Here is a 16404-nt window from a genome sequence, read left to right as displayed (position 1 = left end):
GCTGTCTCCTCAGCCGGCCAGGAAGCCGGTCAGTTCCTTGGTGAAGTCGGCCGCCACTTCCACATTCGACAGATGCGCCGCCGGAAATTCGACATAGCGGGCGCCGGGAATGGTGTCCGCGGCCAGCTTGCCATCGGCGGCCGTTGTGGCCAGATCATGCGTACCGGCGATCACCAGGACCGGAAGGCGGATCGCGGCGATGCTTTCGCGTTGGTCCATGTCACGCACCGCGCCGCAGGCGGCGTTATAGCCTTCCGGCTTCGTCGCCAGCAGAACGCTGGAGATGCGCTCAACCGCCGCCGGCTGCGCCTTCACGAAGCCTTCGGTGAACCAGCGCTGGATCACGCCGGGCACAATGGCGGCCATGCCGCCTTTCTGCACGGCGGCAATGCGGGTGTTCCAGACATCGGGCGTGCCGATCTTGGCGGCCGTATTGCACAGGACCAGTTTGGAGAAGCGCTGCGGCGCATGCACGCCCAGCCACATCCCGGTCATGCCACCCATGGACAGACCACAGAACATCGCCTGCGGGATATCCAGTGCATCCAGCAGGGCCACCACATCCTTGCCAAGACGCTCGACCTGATAGGGCGCCGGCGGCAGACCGGACTGGCCATGACCGCGGGTGTCGTAGCGCAACACGCGGAAACGCTGCTGCAGCGCCGGCATCTGCGCATCCCACATGGAAAGGTCGGTGCCCAGGGAATTCGACATCACCAGAATCGGCGCGTCTGCAGGCCCGTCCAGCCTGTAGTGCAGCGAAACGCCGTCATCGGTCGTGATATGCGACATGACTCCTCCGGATTTTCTTATGGCTTGCGGGCAGCCAGAACGCGATCGACCAGCGCCACCGCAACCCCGCTATAGCCCAGCGGATCGAACAGACCATCGAGGTCGGCCGGCGTCAGATGCGCCATCACATCCTTGTCGTCGGCCAGGACACTCCGCAGATGCCGTTTTGCCGCAACCGCGCGCTTGGATGCCGCCTCGACCAGCTTATGTGCCGTCATGCGGCCGATCTTCACGCCCAGAGCCATGGTCACAGCCTCGGCCATAATCAGGCCATCGGTCGCATCCAGATTCTCGCGCATGCGATCAGGCTGCACGTCCAGTCCGGTCATGATCTCGGCCATATGCTGCAGAGCGCCGGCGCCAAGTTGCACCAGCTCGGGCAGCACCGTCCATTCGGCATGCCAGCCGCCCAGGCCGCGCTCATGCTCCTGCACCATGCCCGACAGCAGGCTGCCCGCCAGATGCGGCACTCGCGTGGCTGCGGCCAGTACAGCGGCGCAGGCCACCGGATTGCGCTTGTGCGGCATGGTCGATGAACCGCCCCTGCCCTCGCCCGCCGGTTCGAAAACCTCACCCACATCGGTCTGCATCAGCAGCGCCACGTCGCGCGCCATCTTGCCCAAGGTACCGGTCAGCAGGGCCAGGGTTGTGCCCAGTTCCACCACGCGGTCGCGCGCGCCATGCCAGGGCGTGGCCGGGAGCGACAGCTTCAGATCGGTGGCCAGAGCCTCGGCCACCGTAAGGCCCTTGTCGCCGAGCGCCGCCAGCGTACCGGCCGCGCCGCCGAACTGCAGCACCAGCAGGCGCGGCTTCAATTCCGCCAGCCGGTCGCGATGGCGTTCGACAGCATCGAGCCAACCGGCCGCTTTCAGGCCGAAGGTGATCGGCAGGGCATGCTGCAGCCAAGTGCGGCCGACCATCGGCGTCTGGCGGTGTTTTTTCGCCAGATCGGCGAGCGCAGCGGAGAGGCGCGACAGATCGGCCTCGATCAACGCCAGGGCCTTGCCCAACTGCAAGACCAACCCGGTATCCATCGCATCCTGGCTGGTGGCGCCCCAATGCACGAAGCCCGCGGCGTCCTTGTCCCTGGCCGCGACCTTTGCCGTCAGCGCTTTAACCAGCGGAATGGCGGTGTTGCCGCCGCGCGTTGCGCCCTCGGCCAGTTCGGCAATATCGTAGAGCGCGGCGTCGCATTGCGCGGCAATCGGCGCAACGGCAGCCGCGGGAATAACACCCACCTTTGCTTCCGCGCGGGCCAGAGCCGCCTCGAAATCCAGCATGCCCTGCAGATGGGCGCGGTCGGTGAAGACCGCGCCGATTGCAGAGCCGTGAAACAGCGGACCGAGCAGGCCCGTCTCTGTGTGAGTCGTCATGCCAGCATGTTGCTGAGCCCGCGGGGGATCAGCAATCGAAAAAGACGGTTTCCCGCTCGCCCTGCATATGAATGTCCCAGCGATATTCGGCCTTGCCGGCCAACCGCTCGGCCACGATGGTCGGCTTGCGCGCCGCATCCTCCACCAGGCCCAGAACCGGATCGTTGGCATTGGCTGCCGTCTCGTCCGAGAAATAGATCCGGGTATAGAGGTGCTTGAGCATGCCGCGCATGAACAGGCAGACCACGATATGCGGGGCCTGCAGGGCATTGCCGGGGCCGGGAACCGGTCCGGGCTTCACCGTGGTAAAGCTGTAACGGCCTTCCTTGTCGGTCGGCACGCGGCCGAAACCGGTGAATGCGCCATCCAGCGGCTTGTCCTGCGTATCCTCGACATGGGCGTATTTGCCATCGGCATTGGCCTGCCAGAATTCGACCAGGGCATCGGGAATCGGCTGGCCTTCGCCGTCGAAAATCCGGCCGGTGATGACGATCTTCTCGCCCTTGGACGCATCCCTGGCGATGTCGTTCACAGCCAGCGGCACCAGGCCGATATGCAGGTAGGGGCCGACGGTGGCGGAAGCAGTGGGAACAAGAGTCATGTCAAACGTCTCCGGCCGGCTTACTTGTTTTCCATGGGCGTGGCGTCGCGGCCGCGCAGGATGATGTCCCACTGATAGCCCAGGGCGAATTCCGGGATCGTGGTCTCAAAATCAAATTTCGAGATCATGCCGTCGCGCGAGCGCTGGTCCGTGACGCAGTTGAAGATCGGATCATGGGGCAGCAGCGGATCGCCCGGGAAATACATCTGGGTGACCATGCGGGTCATGAAGCTCGGCCCGAACAGCGAGAAATGGATATGCTGCGGACGCCAGGCATTGTGGTGATTCCGCCACGGATAGGCGCCGGGCTTGATGGTGACGAAGCGGTAGCGGCCTTCGTCATCGGTGGCAGTGCGGCCGTAGCCGGTGAAATTCGGGTCGAGCGGCGCGTCATGCTGGTCGGCCGGATGCGGATAGCGGCCGCAGGCATTGGCCTGCCAGATTTCGACCAGGGTATGCGGCACCGGGCGGCCAGCCTCGTCCAGCACCCGGCCGGACAGGATCATGCGCTCGCCCAGCGGTTCGCCGGCATGCTGCTTGGTCAGGTCGTTGTCATTCGGGCCGATGCGCTCATGGCCGTAAACCGGGCCTGTCACTTCCGACAGGGTATGGGCCATGCGGATCAGCGGCTTGCCGGGTGCCCGCTTGATCGAGGACTGATAGGGCGGGTGCAGGTAATTGGGCTGGGTGCCAGCCGCCGGCCGTTTGTAGCCGATGATCTCGGACATCGTTTCCTCCTTAACGCTTACGGATACTTATAACCCGGCCTGAGCGGGTTGGCGCTGATCTATGTCAAAAAATCCGACATTTCCTTGACTTATTGTGCGCATAACGCACAATAGTTCTATAAACAAACATTACAGGGAGGCCGGCCGACCTTGTCAACAATGACCATCAATGCGCGCGACTTCTCCACTTCGCTGGCCCGGGGCCTGCGGGTCATCACCGCGTTCGACCGCGACAATGACGAGATGACCCTCAGCGAAGTGGCCCGTCGCGCCGATATGACGCGCGCCGCCGCGCGCCGCTATCTGCTGACGCTGTGCGAGCTGGGTTATGTCACCGGCGACGGCAAATACTTCCGCCTGACACCACGCGTGCTGGAACTCGGCTTCGCTTTCCTGACCTCGATGCATATCTGGGAACGCGCCCAACCCTTCATGGAGCGGCTGACCGAACAGGTGAATGAATCCTGTTCCATCTCGGTGCTGGAAGGCAGCGACATCGTCTATGTCGCCCGCGTACCGACCAAACGCATCATGTCGGTGGCGCTGGGTATCGGCACGCGCCTGCCTGCCTATTGCACATCTATGGGCCGCGTGTTGCTGGCGGATCTGCGGCCCGGCGAACTGGACCAGTATTTCAACGAGGCGAAGTTCACGCCGCTGACCCCGCATACCGTGACCGACAGCGAAGGTCTGCGCAGCGCCATCGGCGAAGCACGCCGCATCGGCTATGCCATGGTCGACCAGGAGTTGGAAATCGGCCTGCGTTCGATTGCCGTGCCGATCCGCAACCAGGGCGGCCGGGTATTGGCCGCGATGAATGTCAGCGGGCACGCCACCCGCATCACGGCAGAAGAGATGCAGCAGCGCTACCTGTCGCCGCTGCTCTATGCCGCCGAAGGTATCCGCATGGCGCTGGCCTGATCCGTGCCGGCTGGGCAGCAACAGTGATTGTCAGCGACGGCAATATTGTCTAAGCACAGATATGGCCTCTACCCGTCGCAAGCCCGCCCTGGCGGACCAATCCTCGCCTGAACAGGATACCGGTGTCGCCGTCGATCTGGGTCCGCTGCAGGATCTGCTCGGCTATCGCCTGCGCCGGGCCCAGCTCGCCGTCTTCCAGGATTTCATGACGGTGATGAAGCCGTTCGATCTGCGGCCGGCCCAGTTTTCCGTGCTGGCCATCATCGATGCCAATCCCGGCCTGAAGCAGTCCCGGGTCAGCGAAGCACTCGGCATCAATCGGGCCAATTTCGTCGCCCTGCTGGACGAACTGGAACAGCGCAAGCTGGCGCGCCGCGCCCCGGCGCCCGACGACCGTCGCTCAAACGCGCTATATCTGACGGCAAAGGGCGAAAGCTTCCTGAAGGAAGCCTATCGCCGCCTGCTGAGTCATCACGAAAAGCGGGTTGACGCCGTGCTTGGCGAAGACAAGCAGAAACTGCTCGCCCTGCTGGAACGCCTGACCAACCTGGACTGATCGTTTACGGCCGGACAGCGTCCGGATTCTCGATCAGCATGGCGATACCCTGGCCACCGCCGATACAGGCCGACGCCACACCATAGCGCAGGCCAGACCGCTTCAGCTCGCGCGCGACGGTCACCGAGAGCCGGACACCAGTGGCACCGAGCGGATGACCGATAGCAATCGCGCCGCCATTCACATTCAGCTTGTCGCGCGGAATGTTGAGCGCCCGCATGCAGGCCATCACCTGGGCGCCAAAGGCCTCGTTGATCTCGAAACGGTCGATCTGATCGACACTGATACCGGCCTTGGCGCAAACAGCCTGGATCGCCGGCACCGGACCGATGCCCATCACTTCCGGCTTCACGCCGACACTGGCGCCGGCAACGATGCGGCCAAGCGGCGTTTTGCCCTTGCTGCGCAGATAATCGCCCGACACCACGATGGCGGCCGCGGCGCCATCCACCACGGCAGACGAGTTGCCGCCGGTCTGCACACCGCCGAAAGCAGGACGAATCTTGGCCAGGGTTTCCACCGGCGAGGGCCGGACATGGGTATCCTCGCTCACGGCGGGCGTCTTGCGGCTCAGCTTGATGCCGCGGCTGTTGTAACCCGGCAGCGCAAACTCCTCGCTGATCACCGCGGTAATCTCGTCGCCGAAATAGCCCTTCTCTTTCGCCTTCACGGCGCGGTCGAAGCTTTCGGCGGCATAAGCATCCACCTCTTCCCGGGTGATCTGGTATTCGCGCGCCAGATTCTCGGCCGTGTCGCCCATCATGATGCCTGGCGCCGGATCGATCAGCGCTTCCCACAGGAAGTCCTTGAACTCCACCTGACCCATACGGAAACCGTTACGATGGGTGTAGGACGCCACCGGATTGCGGCTCATCGACTCCGCGCCAACCACCAGCCCGGCCTCGGTCTGGCCCAGCATGATCTGCCCGGCCGCCTGCATGATCGCCTCGATGCCGGTACCGCAGACGCGCTGCACCAGATGCGCCGGCACTTCGACCGGCACGCCGGCATAAAGGCCGACATGACGCGGCAGCATGTAGGCATCATAAGACGCCTGCGCCATATTGCCGGCCACGACGCTGCCGATATCGGCCGCCGGCATATCGGCTTTCTTCAGCACTTCGCGCGCAACCTTGATGCCGAGATCGATCGGCGAGATATCGGCCAGCGGCCCCATATAGTCGGCAAACGGCGTGCGTACGCCATCCAGCAGCCAGATATCCTTGTAGGCTTGGGCGAGACCGGGATTAGGCGACATGGGCGATTCTCTCTTTGGCGGTGATGACGCGGTCTGAGGGGGAACCGGCGTAAAGATCGTCGACCAGCGGCGCGCGATGATTCAGGACCGCACGCTGGTTGATCGACCCCTTGTCGGTGACCTCGCCGACATCCAGCGAAGGCAGTTCATCCAGGATCACCAGCCGCTCGATACGGCTGGCGCTGCCGGTCGACTGCGCGATGAAGCTGGCCAGCCGCTCGGCGAAGGCAGCCCGCACGCCCGGCGCATGGGCGATCTGGGCAATGCCCGCATTGGCCGGCAATTCAGGGCAAAGCGGCCGGCAGTTGTCGAGATCGAGGATCACCAGCCCGGCCAGCATGTCGCGGTCATGCCCGGCAATCACCACATCGCGGACATAGGGTGCGAAATGGGCGATGAAGCGGCCGCGGAGCGGACCGACACTGACCCAGGTACCGCTGGTCAGTTTGAAGTCTTCGGAGATGCGGCCATCGAACATCAGGCCCTTCCCGGGCTGGTCGGGATCGATGAAGCGCGCCGCGTCCCCCATCATGTAGTAGCCGTCCTCGTCGAAAGACTTGGCGCTGACCTCTGGCATGCGCCAGTAGCCCGGCGTGATATTGGGGCCGCGCACGCGCACTTCCAGCTTCTCGCCATTGGGCACCAGCTTCAGTTCCAGACCCGGCACCGGCAGGCCGATGATGCCCGAGCGGTCGACCGGCCAGTTGGCGCAGAGGGCAAAGGGCGCCGTCTCGGTGGACCCCAGGCCGCTGATGATCGGGATGCGCACGCCGATGGTCTCGACCGCGAGCTCTTCCAGCGCGGTCCACACATGCTGCGGCAGGGCAGCACCGGAGAAGAAGATCATCTTCAGACGGCTGAAAAACATCTCGCGCAACTGCCTGTCGTCGCGCAGGTAAGGCACCAGCATTTCAAAGCCCTTGGGCACGTTGAAATACACCGTGGGGGCAATTTCTTTCAGGTTGCGCACTGTGCGCTCGATCAGCGCCGGCACTGGCTTGCCATCGTCGATATAAAGCGAGCCGCCGTTATACAGCGTGATGCCGATATTGTGGTTACCGCCGAAGGTGTGATTCCACGGCAGCCAGTCGATGAAGACCGGCGGCTCCTCGGCAAAGACCGGCAGCGACTGCGCGATCATCTGCTGGTTGCTGCACAGCATGCGCTGGGTATTGATCACGCCCTTGGGCATGCCGGTGGAGCCGGAGGTGAACAGGAATTTGGCCACCGTATCGGGGCCGACGGCATCATGGGCCTGTTCGACAGCTGCCGTGGCCGGCGTTGCCAGCAAAGCCTCGAAGGCGGTGGCAGGCCGACCGGCGGCACCGGCGGTCACTACCACTTCCACATCATCAGACACCGCTGCGGCAATCGACTTGGCAAAGCGCGCACCATCGGCGGCGAAGACCAGACCGGGCTGCAACAGGCCCAGAACATGCTTCAGCTTGGCAAAATCCGTGGAGACCAGCGCATAGGCGGGCGAGATCGCCGCCGAGGGCACGCCGACATACTGGGCGGCCAGCGCCAGTTTCAGATGCTCCAGGTCGTTATCGGAAAGGATGGCGACCGGCCGTTCGGCCGAGAGCCTGCGATCCAGCAGCGCCTGCCCGATGGCGCGCACGCGAGACAGGAGATCGGCATAGGTCAGGCGCCGCCAGGCGCCGCTGTCGTCCCGTTGCGCCATGAAGGTACGATCCGGCGCCACTCTGGCCCAGTGTACCAGTCGCTCGGTCAGCTTGTCCGGATAAGCCTCCAGTGGCTCCGGCGAGTCCATGAGGATAGTGCCGTCGGGCTTGCGGGTCAGCCGGGTGTCGGCGCGGCCGTAGCGAACCTGACGATGCGGATGTGCCATACGCGTAACTCCTCCCAAGTCTGCCATTCTGAGGCCGGCATCCGGAAGCCAGCCAGGCAGGAACCCGCCGCGGTATGCGCGGTCGGGCTATTTCTTACCGTTTCAGTCCTTGCCGACCTTACCGGCGCGCTTCTCCAGGAAGTCGCGGATCCGGGTCTTGGCTTCGATATCGGCCTGAGCGATCGACGAGATCATCGCCTCCATCATGTAACCGGCCTCGGGCGAACTGTCGGCGATGCGCGGCAGGGCATGCATGACAGCAAAATTGGTCATCGGCGCATTGGCCGCAATCTTCTTCGCCAGATCCATGGCCGTCGCCATGCCCTGGCCTTCATCGACCAGATACTGGGTCAGGCCGATGGCATGGCCTTCTTCGGCCTTGTAGACACGGCCGGTCAGCATCATATCCATCATACGCGACACGCCGATCAGCTTCGGGATGCGGACCGAACCGCCGCCGCCGACAAAGATGCCGCGCTGACCTTCAGGCAACGCATAGAAAGCCGAAGGTTCGGCAATGCGCACATGCGTCGATGCAGCCAGCTCCAGGCCGCCGCCGATCACCGCGCCATGCAGCACCGAAATCACCGGCACCTTGCCGAACTGAATGTGGCGGAAGGATTCGTGCCACATGCGGGAATGGAACACGCCATCGGTGGATGACAGCTCCTGCGTGGCGCTCAGATCGAGGCCAGCGGAGAAATGTTCGCCTTCGCCAGCCAGCACCACCGCCTTCACGCCGGGCGGCGGGGCCATGAAAAAGCTCTGCAGGCCCAGAACCGTGACGTTGTCCAGGGCGTTACGTTTTTCCGCACGCTTCAGCGTAAGCACGGCGACCTCGCCCTGCACATTCACGCCCAGTGTGGGCGGCAGGCTGAGTTCGGCTTCGGAACGGTCAACAGGATCGAGACGCATGACGGTTATCTTTTTTGCTCGAGCGATAATTGTTATGAAGCATAACTATTTTGCCGGCGATGGCAAGGGGACTCAAAATCCCCGCCGGCCGGCCAGAATGCCGCTGGATTAACCGATATGGCGGTGATCCGGACCGATCTGCCCTGCCGGCTGGACCGGCTGCCCTGGGGCCGCTTTCACACCCTTGTGGTGGTGACGCTCGGGATCACCTGGATTCTCGACGGACTGGAAGTGACCCTGGCTGGAGCTGTCGCCAGCATGCTGAAAAGCGAGGCGAGTCTCGGCTTCAGCAATGTGGAGATCGGCCTGGCCAGCAGCGCCTATCTGGCCGGCGCCGTGCTGGGCGCTCTATTCTTCGGCTGGCTGACTGACCGGCTCGGCCGCCGCAAACTCTTCTTCATCACGCTGGCCCTGTACGGACTGGCCACGGCAGGCACGGCGCTGTCATGGGATATCTGGAGCTTCGCGCTGTTCCGCTGTCTCACTGGCGCCGGCATCGGCGGCGAATACACGGCGATCAACTCCACCATCCAGGAGCTGATCCCGGCGCGCTATCGCGGCTGGAGCGATCTGACCATCAACGGCACCTTCTGGATCGGCGCCGGCATGGGCGCTGTCGGCTCACTCGTGCTGCTCGATACGGCGTCTTTCGGGCCCGACTGGGGCTGGCGCATCTGCTTCCTGATCGGCGCGCTGTTGGCGCTGCCGATCCTGCTGATGCGGCTGTGGCTGCCGGAAAGCCCGCGCTGGCTGCTGGTGCACGGCCGCGTGACGGAAGCCGAGGCAATTGTCGTCGAGATCGAGAAAAACGCGCCGGCGGCGCATCAGAACACCCCCGCGACCATGCTGCATATCCGCCCGCGTGCCGCCCCGGGCCTGCTGGAGGTGGCGCATATTCTGTTTTATCGCCATCGCCGCCGCGCCCTGGTAGGCCTGAGCCTCATGGTGGCGCAGGCCTTTTTCTATAACGCGATCTTTTTCACCTATGCACTGGTACTGACCAATTTCTATGCCGTGCCGCCGGCCGATGTCGGCTGGTACATCCTGCCGTTTGCAGCCGGCAATGTGCTGGGGCCGCTGCTGCTCGGACGATACTTCGACACCATCGGACGACGCCCGATGATTGCCGGCACATTCATCATTTCTGCCGTGCTGCTGGCTCTTACCGGCTGGCTGTTCCAGCAGGACCTGTTGACCAGCCGCAGCCAGACCATGGCCTGGACCCTGATCTTCTTCTTTGCATCGGCAGCGGCAAGCTCAGCCTATCTGACCGTGAGTGAAACCTTCCCGCTGGAAATCCGCGCCCTGGCCATTGCCATCTTCTATGCCATTGGCACCGGTCTGGGTGGTGTTGCCGCGCCTGCGCTGTTTGGCGCGCTGATCGAGACCGGTTCGCGCGACAGCGTGTTTGGCGGCTATCTGCTGGGCGCGGCGCTGATGCTGGCTGCGGGCGTGATCCAGGCGATCTGGGGCACGGCGGCCGAACGAAAACCCCTGGAAGAGATCGCCCGGCCGCTCAGCATGGAAGACCCGTAAAGGTCAGCGATCCTGATGGTAATGCGTATTCTGGCGAATGTTGCCCTGCGGGCCCACGCCGGCGTGATCCCTGGCGCTCTGCGCTTTTTGCTGTTGCGCGACATCATCGCCGCGGCGGCGGCGGCGCAGACGCGAATAATCAATCTCCTGTTCCTGCTGCTTGGCGTTTTGCGAACCGGGTTTGCTGTGCTGTCCCATGGAAAAATCCTCCTGACAGTCATAAAACACGCATAAATCGCGGCAGTTCCTGAAAAATATGTAGCGCGGAAAACAGCCGATATGCGGGTTTCCGGTACACACTGCGACAATCTGACCGGAACGCATCGCCGACCATCCCGTTGGGTTCGCACTACTTCGCCACGCACCAACAGGAGAGTCACATGGACAAGGATCGCATTGAAGGCACGGCCAAGCAGGTCAAGGGCGCCATCAAGGACGCCGCCGGTAAAGTCACGGGCGACGCCAAGCTCCAGACCGAAGGCAAGATGGATAAGGCCGAAGGCAAGATCCAGAACGCCATCGGCGGCGCCAAGGATGCCGTGCGCGACGCTACCAAGCGTCACTGATCATCTACCCCCTGAGAAAGCCGGGCAGTCGAAAGGCTGCCCGGCTTTTTCTTGCGACCGGTCTTTTTTGAGCTGTTGGCCAAAAAACAGCAGCGCCCTGCTGTAAATTTGACCGTTTCCGCGGGCATACGCGCGTAAATCGCCGCTCGGCCACTGGCATCCTTCTTGCCTGTATACAGACTGCATACAGTCTGGGGCGAGCAGCAATGGGCGTAGGGATTACCGGGGCGAGCGGGTTTATCGGCCTGAATATCGTCGAGCAGGCGCTGCGCGATGGATGGACCGTGACCGCGTTCGATCTGCAGCCCCTGCCGGCCGCTGCCAAAGCCGCTTTTGCCCGCCTGCCCGGTCGCCTGGTCGAATGCGTGGGCGACATCACCCATGCCGCTGACCGCCGCAGCTTTCTGCGCCAACCCGGCATCACGTCGCTGATCCAGGCTGCTGCCATCACACCGGACGCCAACCGCGAACGCGAGGCCCCGGGCTCGATCCTGGCCGTTAACACCGTCGCCGCTCTCGACTGCATCGCCGAAGCCGTGACGGCGGGCATCGGTCGCGTGGTCGCAGTCTCCTCGGTCTCGGCTTATGGCGCCGTCTCCGACACGCTCGCCGCGATCGATGAGGATACGCCACTCGACCCCTTCAATCTCTATGGCCTGTCGAAACTCGCCTTTGAACGGGGCCTGAAACGCCTGCACGATCTGAAGCCCTTCGATCTCACCATCGCCCGCCTCGGCCCGCAATATGGCCGCTGGGAATGGCGGAGCGGCAAACGCGACGCGCTCTCCGCCCTGCTGCAATGCCTGGCCGCCGCCACGGCCGGCCGCGAAGCCGTGCTGCCGCGCGAGGTGCAGATCGACTGGCTCTATGCCGCCGATGCGGCGCGCGGCCTGCTGATGCTGACCGATGCCGCGGTGCTACCATACCCCGTCTTCAACATCGGTTCAGGCACGCGCTTCGGACTGGCGCAATGGTGCGCTGAGATCGCGCAGCTGATCCCGGGCTTCTGCTGGCGCTTCGCTGCCGAAGGCACCGACGACAGCACCATCATTGTCAATCCGGGCTTCAACCGCCCGCCGCAGGCCATCGCCCGCATGGCCGCCATCGGCTGGCGCCCTGGCTTTGCGCTTGCCGCCGCCTTTGCCGACTACATGAGCTTTATCTCCGATCATCCCGAGTTTTCCCCCGAACGGCAGATGCAGACCGCATCGCCGGTTGCCGCCTGACCCTCACGCATGGAGCCTGCTATGACCCTGTTCAGTCGCATCACCCGCCATCTGGCGCTGCCGCTGGCTGCTGCCGCCCTCACGCTGGGCAGTCTGGGCGCCGCCCAGGCGCAGACCACGCTGAAATGGGCCTATGTCTACGAACCCGGCGAACCGCATCACAAAGGCGCCGTTTTCGCTGCCGAGCAGATCGAGAAGCAGACCAACGGCCGCTACAAGATCCAGCTCTTCCCCTCGGCCGTGCTGGGCAAGGAATCCGATCTCAACCAGGGCCTTTCGCTCGGCACCGTCGACCTGACGATCAGCGCGGCGAGCTTCCAGGCCCAGGTCGCCAAGCGCATCGGTGTCGCCTACTTCCCCTTCGTGTTCCGCGATTTCGACCATGTGATGGCCTATGCGCGCAGCGACATCTACAAGGAGTTCGGTGAGGATTACCGCAAGGCCACCGGCAACTACATTGTCGCACTGACCTATGCCGCCGAGCGTCATGTCACTGCCAGCAAACCGATCCTGAAGCCGGAAGACATGCGCGGCCTGAAGATCCGCGTGCCGGACTCCGCTGCCTATATGGCCTTCCCCAAGGCGCTGGGCGCCAACCCGACGCCGATTGCACTGGCCGAAGTGTATCTGGCGCTGCAGAGCGGCGTGGTGGATGCGCAGGAGAATGCCTTCAACACCATCTGGTCGCGCAAGTTCCATGAGGTGCAGAAGCACATCATGCTGACCGGTCATGTGATCGACTCGCTGAACTCGATCATCAGCGGCGGCACATGGGCCAAGCTCTCGGCCGATGACCGCAAGATCTTCGTGGAGGCGATGCAGGCCGGCGCCATGCTGGCCAGCCAGCAGATCCGCGACCAGGACACCCTGCTGATGAACGAGATCAAGAAGCTGAACGTCACCGAAATCCACACGGTGGATCGCGAAGCCTTCCGCAAGGCGGTGCTGGCCAGCTCGAAGCCGGAGGATTTCGGCTACCTGCGCAGCGACTACGACCGTATCCTCGCCCTCAAGTAACCGCGGACAGATTGTGGAAAAACCCAGCCCGACACCTGCTGTTGAGGAGGCCGTGCTCGACGAGCACGGCCAATTCAATGTTTCCGATGCCGAGATCGACCTCAAGCCCTATCGCTTCGAGGACTGGCTTGCCATGGCCATCTTCTGGGTGCTGGGCATCACGGTCTTCTATCAGTTCTTCACCCGTTACCTGCTCAACAATTCCGCAGCCTGGACCGAAGAGATCGCACGCTATCTCTTGATCTGCGTGATCTTCATCGGCGCTGCCGGCGCGGTGCGCAAGAACAACCACATCCAGGTCGATTTCTTTTACCACATCCTGCCGGCGCGGGTCGTACGCGGCATGTCGACCCTGGTCGACATCATGCGCATCGGCTTCTTCGGCTACGCCTGCTGGATGACCTGGAACCTGATCCAGCGCATCGGATATCAGCCGATGTCGGTGATCGACCTGCCCATGGGCATTGTTTACAGCGTCGTGCTGCTGGGCTTTGTGCTGATGACCGCGCGCGCCATCCAGGTTGCCGTCATGCATTGGCGCCAGGGTTTCAGCGTGCTTGAGCGCCCCGATACGAACTGAGGTTTGCCGTGACCGCCACCACTTTCAAGCTGATGTTCCTGGCCCTGATGGGGTCGGGCATTCCGGTCGCCATCGCCATGGCGGGCGCATCGCTGATCTACATCAACGTCACCGGCATCGCCCCGGATTTCGTCGTCATCCACCGGATGTTTTCCGGCCTCGACAGCTTCCCGCTGCTGGCCGTGCCCTTCTTCATCCTGGCCGGCAATCTGATGAATTCAGCCGGCATCACCAACCGCATCTATAATTTCGCGCTCGGCCTGGTCGGCTGGATGCGCGGCGGCCTGGGCCACGTGAATGTCGTCGGCTCGGTGATCTTTGCCGGCATGTCGGGCACTGCGGTGGCCGATGCCGCCGGCCTGGGCACTATCGAGATTCGTGCGATGAAGGAACATGGCTACGACGTGGAATTCGCCGTCGGCATCACGGCCGCCTCGGCCACACTCGGCCCGATCATCCCCCCGTCCCTGCCCTTCGTCATCTACGGCATGATGTCCAGCGTCTCGATCGGTCAGCTGTTCCTGGCCGGCATCCTGCCCGGCGCCGTGATGGCCGCGCTGATGATGCTGACGGTCAGCTTCTTTGCCTGGCGCAACAAATGGGGCGGCGACATTCCCTTCGAATGGCAGCGCATCATCGGTGTGTTCACCGAACTGGGCGTGCTGATCCTGATGCCCACACTGGTCTTCTTCGCGATCGACTGGGGCGCACCACCGCGCCCGACCGTGATCGTCGCGCTGGCTTTGCTGCTGGTGATGGACCGCGTCTTCCGGTTTTCCGCTGTGCTGCCGCTGCTGACACCAGTGCTGCTGATCGGCGGCATGACCTCGGGACTTTTCACCGCCACCGAAGGCGCGATTGCCGCCTGCGTCTGGGCGCTGTTCCTCGGCCTGGTCTGGTACAAGACCCTGAACTGGCGGATGTTCGTCAAGGCATCGCAGGAAACCGTGGAGACCACCGCCACGGTCCTGTTCATCGTCTCGGCGGCATCGGTCTTCGGCTGGGTGCTCGCCGCCTCGCGCACCACCGAAATGATCGCGCAATGGGTGCTGGAGTTCACCACCAATCCCTGGCTGTTCCTGCTGCTGGTCAACCTGCTGATGCTGTTCGTCGGCTGCTTCCTCGAACCGACGGCCGCCATCACCATCCTGACGCCGATCCTGCTGCCCATCGTGCTCAAGCTCGGCATCGACCCGGTGCATTTCGGTCTGGTCATGGTGCTGAACCTGATGATCGGGTTGCTGCATCCGCCAATGGGACTGGTATTGTTCGTGCTGGCCCGCGTCGCCAACCTCAGCCTCGAACGCACCACCATGGCGATCCTGCCCTGGCTTGCGCCGCTGCTGGTGAGCCTGGCACTGGTCACTTACGTCCCCGCCATCAGCCTGTGGCTGCCGGCCCTGCTGAAATAACCCCGAGGCTGCGATGCTGCGTACCAACAGTCTGAAACCCCGCCTGCTGGCGGGCGAGAAAGTCCTCGGCCCCTGGGTCACCCTCGACACGCCAGCGACCAGCGAAATCTTCGGCCTGGTCGGCTTCGACTTCATCATCGTCGACCAGGAACATGCCCGCGGCACGCCGGAAACCCTGATCGGTCATCTGCAGGCGCTGTCGCGCACCCAGACCACCTGTCTGGTCCGCGTGCCCTCGCATGATCCGGTCTATCTCAAGCGCGTGCTCGATGTCGGTGTCGAAGGCGTGGTCGTCCCCTCCGTGCAGTCCGCGAAAGAAGCCCAGGCCATCGTCTCGGCCTGCCGCTATCCGCCGCGCGGCTCTCGCGGCTCAGCCATCGGCCAGATCCGCGCCTCCAACTACGGCATCGATGGCGCCGCCTATCGCAAAGCCGCTGACGACAACCTGCTGATCGTCTGTCAGATCGAGACCGCCGCCGCGGTTGATGCGATCCCGGAGATCGCTGCGGTGGACGGCGTCGATGCACTCTTCGTCGGACCCTTCGATCTCTCGGGCTCGATCGGGCTTCTGGGCGAATTCGATCATCCCGATGTGGTCGCCCTGCTGGCGAAGACGGAAGCCGCGCTCAAAAAGGCCGGCAAGCCGTTCGGTACCGTGCCGCGCGTCGGCATGACCTGGGCCGATATGTTCGCGCTCGGCTACAGCATGGTGACGGCCGACAACGACACGGCGCGGCTGCGCGATACGGCGATGGCCGATATGGCGAAGTTCAAGGCCATGAAAAGTTGAGGGCGATGAAACTTTAAGGAAGCCGCGCGCCGGTCGGATGGTCGTCGCCAGACGGTCATCGGTGGTGCCCCAGGCCGGACTTGAACCAGCACACCCTTGCGGATAACAGATTTTGAGTCTGTCGCGTCTACCAATTTCACCACTGGGGCCCGGCGATTGCGGCCGGTCTTAGGCGCGGGCGGATATTACCGAAGGCGCGGGCTGAATCAACCGCCGGCCATGGCCGAAAAACCGCGGTAAACACTGTTTTGTCATAGGCCTGCGGCCGGTCGACGCATGGA

General features: G+C 63.4%; 17 protein-coding genes and 1 tRNA gene. 9 read left to right on the top strand and 9 right to left on the bottom strand.

The genetic code is table 11. The annotated features are described in order from the left end of the window. Positions 1-9: 9 nt before the first annotated feature. Genes pcaD through pcaH form a run of 4 tightly spaced genes read right to left on the bottom strand, consistent with a single transcriptional unit; the run spans position 10 to position 3494 of the window. Complete coding sequence (gene pcaD, locus AC1ROT_RS15905) at positions 10-792, bottom strand: 3-oxoadipate enol-lactonase (RefSeq protein ID WP_493000147.1); 783 nt, start codon at positions 790-792, stop codon at positions 10-12. A 17-nt stretch (positions 793-809) separates the two neighbouring features. Continuing rightward, positions 810-2165 (bottom strand): 3-carboxy-cis,cis-muconate cycloisomerase, encoded by a 1356-nt coding sequence (locus tag AC1ROT_RS15900; protein ID WP_493000145.1) that lies wholly within the window; start codon positions 2163-2165, stop codon positions 810-812. Positions 2166-2193: 28 nt separating this feature from the next. Beyond that, a complete protein-coding gene (gene pcaG / locus AC1ROT_RS15895; protein ID WP_493000143.1) occupies positions 2194-2766 on the bottom strand; it encodes a protocatechuate 3,4-dioxygenase subunit alpha in 573 nt (190 codons plus the stop codon). A gap of 20 nt (positions 2767-2786) precedes the next feature. Continuing rightward, positions 2787-3494 carry a protocatechuate 3,4-dioxygenase subunit beta gene (gene pcaH / locus AC1ROT_RS15890; protein ID WP_493000141.1) on the bottom strand — a complete coding sequence of 236 codons (708 nt, stop codon included), beginning with the start codon at positions 3492-3494 and terminating at the stop codon, positions 2787-2789. A gap of 159 nt (positions 3495-3653) precedes the next feature. Here pcaH and AC1ROT_RS15885 point away from each other — a divergent pair, with 159 nt between their 5' ends. Together AC1ROT_RS15885 and AC1ROT_RS15880 are read left to right on the top strand one after the other, a co-directional pair. Further along, entirely contained in the window at positions 3654-4415 is a 762-nt protein-coding gene (locus AC1ROT_RS15885; protein WP_493001167.1) for an IclR family transcriptional regulator, read from the top strand. A gap of 61 nt (positions 4416-4476) precedes the next feature. Continuing rightward, complete coding sequence (locus AC1ROT_RS15880; protein ID WP_493000139.1) at positions 4477-4971, top strand: MarR family winged helix-turn-helix transcriptional regulator; 495 nt, start codon at positions 4477-4479, stop codon at positions 4969-4971. Between the two features lie 4 nt (positions 4972-4975). Here the strand turns inward: AC1ROT_RS15880 and AC1ROT_RS15875 are convergent, their stop codons facing one another. The 3 genes from AC1ROT_RS15875 to AC1ROT_RS15865 form a co-directional block, all read right to left on the bottom strand. Next, on the bottom strand, positions 4976-6229 hold the full coding sequence (locus AC1ROT_RS15875) for a thiolase family protein (protein WP_493000138.1): 1254 nt from the start codon (positions 6227-6229) through the stop codon (positions 4976-4978). Then, positions 6219-8081, bottom strand: a complete 1863-nt coding sequence (locus tag AC1ROT_RS15870) for a feruloyl-CoA synthase (RefSeq protein WP_493000136.1) — start codon at positions 8079-8081, stop codon at positions 6219-6221. Before AC1ROT_RS15870 ends, AC1ROT_RS15875 begins: the two co-directional genes overlap by 11 nt. Before the next feature lie 102 nt (positions 8082-8183). Further along, a complete protein-coding gene (locus AC1ROT_RS15865) occupies positions 8184-8996 on the bottom strand; it encodes a crotonase/enoyl-CoA hydratase family protein (protein ID WP_493000135.1) in 813 nt (270 codons plus the stop codon). Positions 8997-9113: 117 nt separating this feature from the next. Between AC1ROT_RS15865 and AC1ROT_RS15860 the strand changes: the two genes are divergently transcribed. Then, a complete protein-coding gene (locus AC1ROT_RS15860) occupies positions 9114-10532 on the top strand; it encodes an MFS transporter (RefSeq protein ID WP_493000133.1) in 1419 nt (472 codons plus the stop codon). A gap of 3 nt (positions 10533-10535) precedes the next feature. Here the strand turns inward: AC1ROT_RS15860 and AC1ROT_RS15855 are convergent, their stop codons facing one another. Further along, complete coding sequence (locus AC1ROT_RS15855) at positions 10536-10856, bottom strand: hypothetical protein (protein ID WP_493000131.1); 321 nt, start codon at positions 10854-10856, stop codon at positions 10536-10538. Between the two features lie 56 nt (positions 10857-10912). Here AC1ROT_RS15855 and AC1ROT_RS15850 point away from each other — a divergent pair, with 56 nt between their 5' ends. From AC1ROT_RS15850 to AC1ROT_RS15825, 6 genes are all read left to right on the top strand, one after another. Next, the gene (locus AC1ROT_RS15850) at positions 10913-11098 is read left to right on the top strand and encodes a CsbD family protein (protein ID WP_493000129.1); all 186 of its coding nucleotides are present in this window, start codon (positions 10913-10915) and stop codon (positions 11096-11098) included. A 206-nt stretch (positions 11099-11304) separates the two neighbouring features. Beyond that, the gene (locus AC1ROT_RS15845) at positions 11305-12324 is read left to right on the top strand and encodes an NAD-dependent epimerase/dehydratase family protein (RefSeq protein ID WP_493000127.1); all 1020 of its coding nucleotides are present in this window, start codon (positions 11305-11307) and stop codon (positions 12322-12324) included. Between the two features lie 21 nt (positions 12325-12345). Beyond that, positions 12346-13341: a sialic acid TRAP transporter substrate-binding protein SiaP gene (locus tag AC1ROT_RS15840; RefSeq protein WP_492971606.1), complete on the top strand. Its 996-nt coding sequence runs from the start codon at positions 12346-12348 to the stop codon at positions 13339-13341. Between the two features lie 52 nt (positions 13342-13393). After that, positions 13394-13921, top strand: a complete 528-nt coding sequence (locus AC1ROT_RS15835) for a TRAP transporter small permease (RefSeq protein WP_492971607.1) — start codon at positions 13394-13396, stop codon at positions 13919-13921. A gap of 8 nt (positions 13922-13929) precedes the next feature. Then, positions 13930-15333, top strand: coding sequence for a TRAP transporter large permease (locus AC1ROT_RS15830; RefSeq protein WP_493000125.1), 1404 nt, complete (start codon positions 13930-13932; stop codon positions 15331-15333). 13 nt (positions 15334-15346) lie between these two features. Beyond that, positions 15347-16123 (top strand): HpcH/HpaI aldolase family protein, encoded by a 777-nt coding sequence (locus AC1ROT_RS15825; RefSeq protein WP_493000123.1) that lies wholly within the window; start codon positions 15347-15349, stop codon positions 16121-16123. A 62-nt stretch (positions 16124-16185) separates the two neighbouring features. On the opposite strand, the gene AC1ROT_RS15820 is transcribed toward AC1ROT_RS15825, so the two are convergent. Further along, positions 16186-16272, bottom strand: a tRNA-Leu gene (locus AC1ROT_RS15820). Positions 16273-16404 lie beyond the last annotated feature (132 nt).

Source organism: Ferrovibrio sp. GW821-FHT12E11, from assembly GCF_058806975.1.
This window is presented reverse-complemented; position numbering and strand designations above follow the sequence as displayed.

Bases quoted from the DNA above. Each gene is read 5' to 3' on its own strand.
- pcaD (WP_493000147.1), bottom strand. From the start codon at position 792: ATGTCGCATATCACGACCGATGACGGCGTTTCGCTGCACTACAGGCTG.
- pcaH (WP_493000141.1), bottom strand. From the start codon at position 3,494: ATGTCCGAGATCATCGGCTACAAACGGCCGGCGGCTGGCACCCAGCCC.
- AC1ROT_RS15860 (WP_493000133.1), top strand. From the start codon at position 9,114: ATGGCGGTGATCCGGACCGATCTGCCCTGCCGGCTGGACCGGCTGCCC.
- AC1ROT_RS15900 (WP_493000145.1), bottom strand. From the start codon at position 2,165: ATGACGACTCACACAGAGACGGGCCTGCTCGGTCCGCTGTTTCACGGC.
- AC1ROT_RS15845 (WP_493000127.1), top strand. From the start codon at position 11,305: ATGGGCGTAGGGATTACCGGGGCGAGCGGGTTTATCGGCCTGAATATC.
- AC1ROT_RS15850 (WP_493000129.1), top strand. From the start codon at position 10,913: ATGGACAAGGATCGCATTGAAGGCACGGCCAAGCAGGTCAAGGGCGCC.
- AC1ROT_RS15840 (WP_492971606.1), top strand. From the start codon at position 12,346: ATGACCCTGTTCAGTCGCATCACCCGCCATCTGGCGCTGCCGCTGGCT.
- AC1ROT_RS15870 (WP_493000136.1), bottom strand. From the start codon at position 8,081: ATGGCACATCCGCATCGTCAGGTTCGCTACGGCCGCGCCGACACCCGG.
- AC1ROT_RS15885 (WP_493001167.1), top strand. From the start codon at position 3,654: ATGACCATCAATGCGCGCGACTTCTCCACTTCGCTGGCCCGGGGCCTG.
- AC1ROT_RS15825 (WP_493000123.1), top strand. From the start codon at position 15,347: ATGCTGCGTACCAACAGTCTGAAACCCCGCCTGCTGGCGGGCGAGAAA.
- AC1ROT_RS15855 (WP_493000131.1), bottom strand. From the start codon at position 10,856: ATGCGTTCCGGTCAGATTGTCGCAGTGTGTACCGGAAACCCGCATATC.
- pcaG (WP_493000143.1), bottom strand. From the start codon at position 2,766: ATGACTCTTGTTCCCACTGCTTCCGCCACCGTCGGCCCCTACCTGCAT.
- AC1ROT_RS15875 (WP_493000138.1), bottom strand. From the start codon at position 6,229: ATGTCGCCTAATCCCGGTCTCGCCCAAGCCTACAAGGATATCTGGCTG.
- AC1ROT_RS15880 (WP_493000139.1), top strand. From the start codon at position 4,477: ATGGCCTCTACCCGTCGCAAGCCCGCCCTGGCGGACCAATCCTCGCCT.
- AC1ROT_RS15865 (WP_493000135.1), bottom strand. From the start codon at position 8,996: ATGCGTCTCGATCCTGTTGACCGTTCCGAAGCCGAACTCAGCCTGCCG.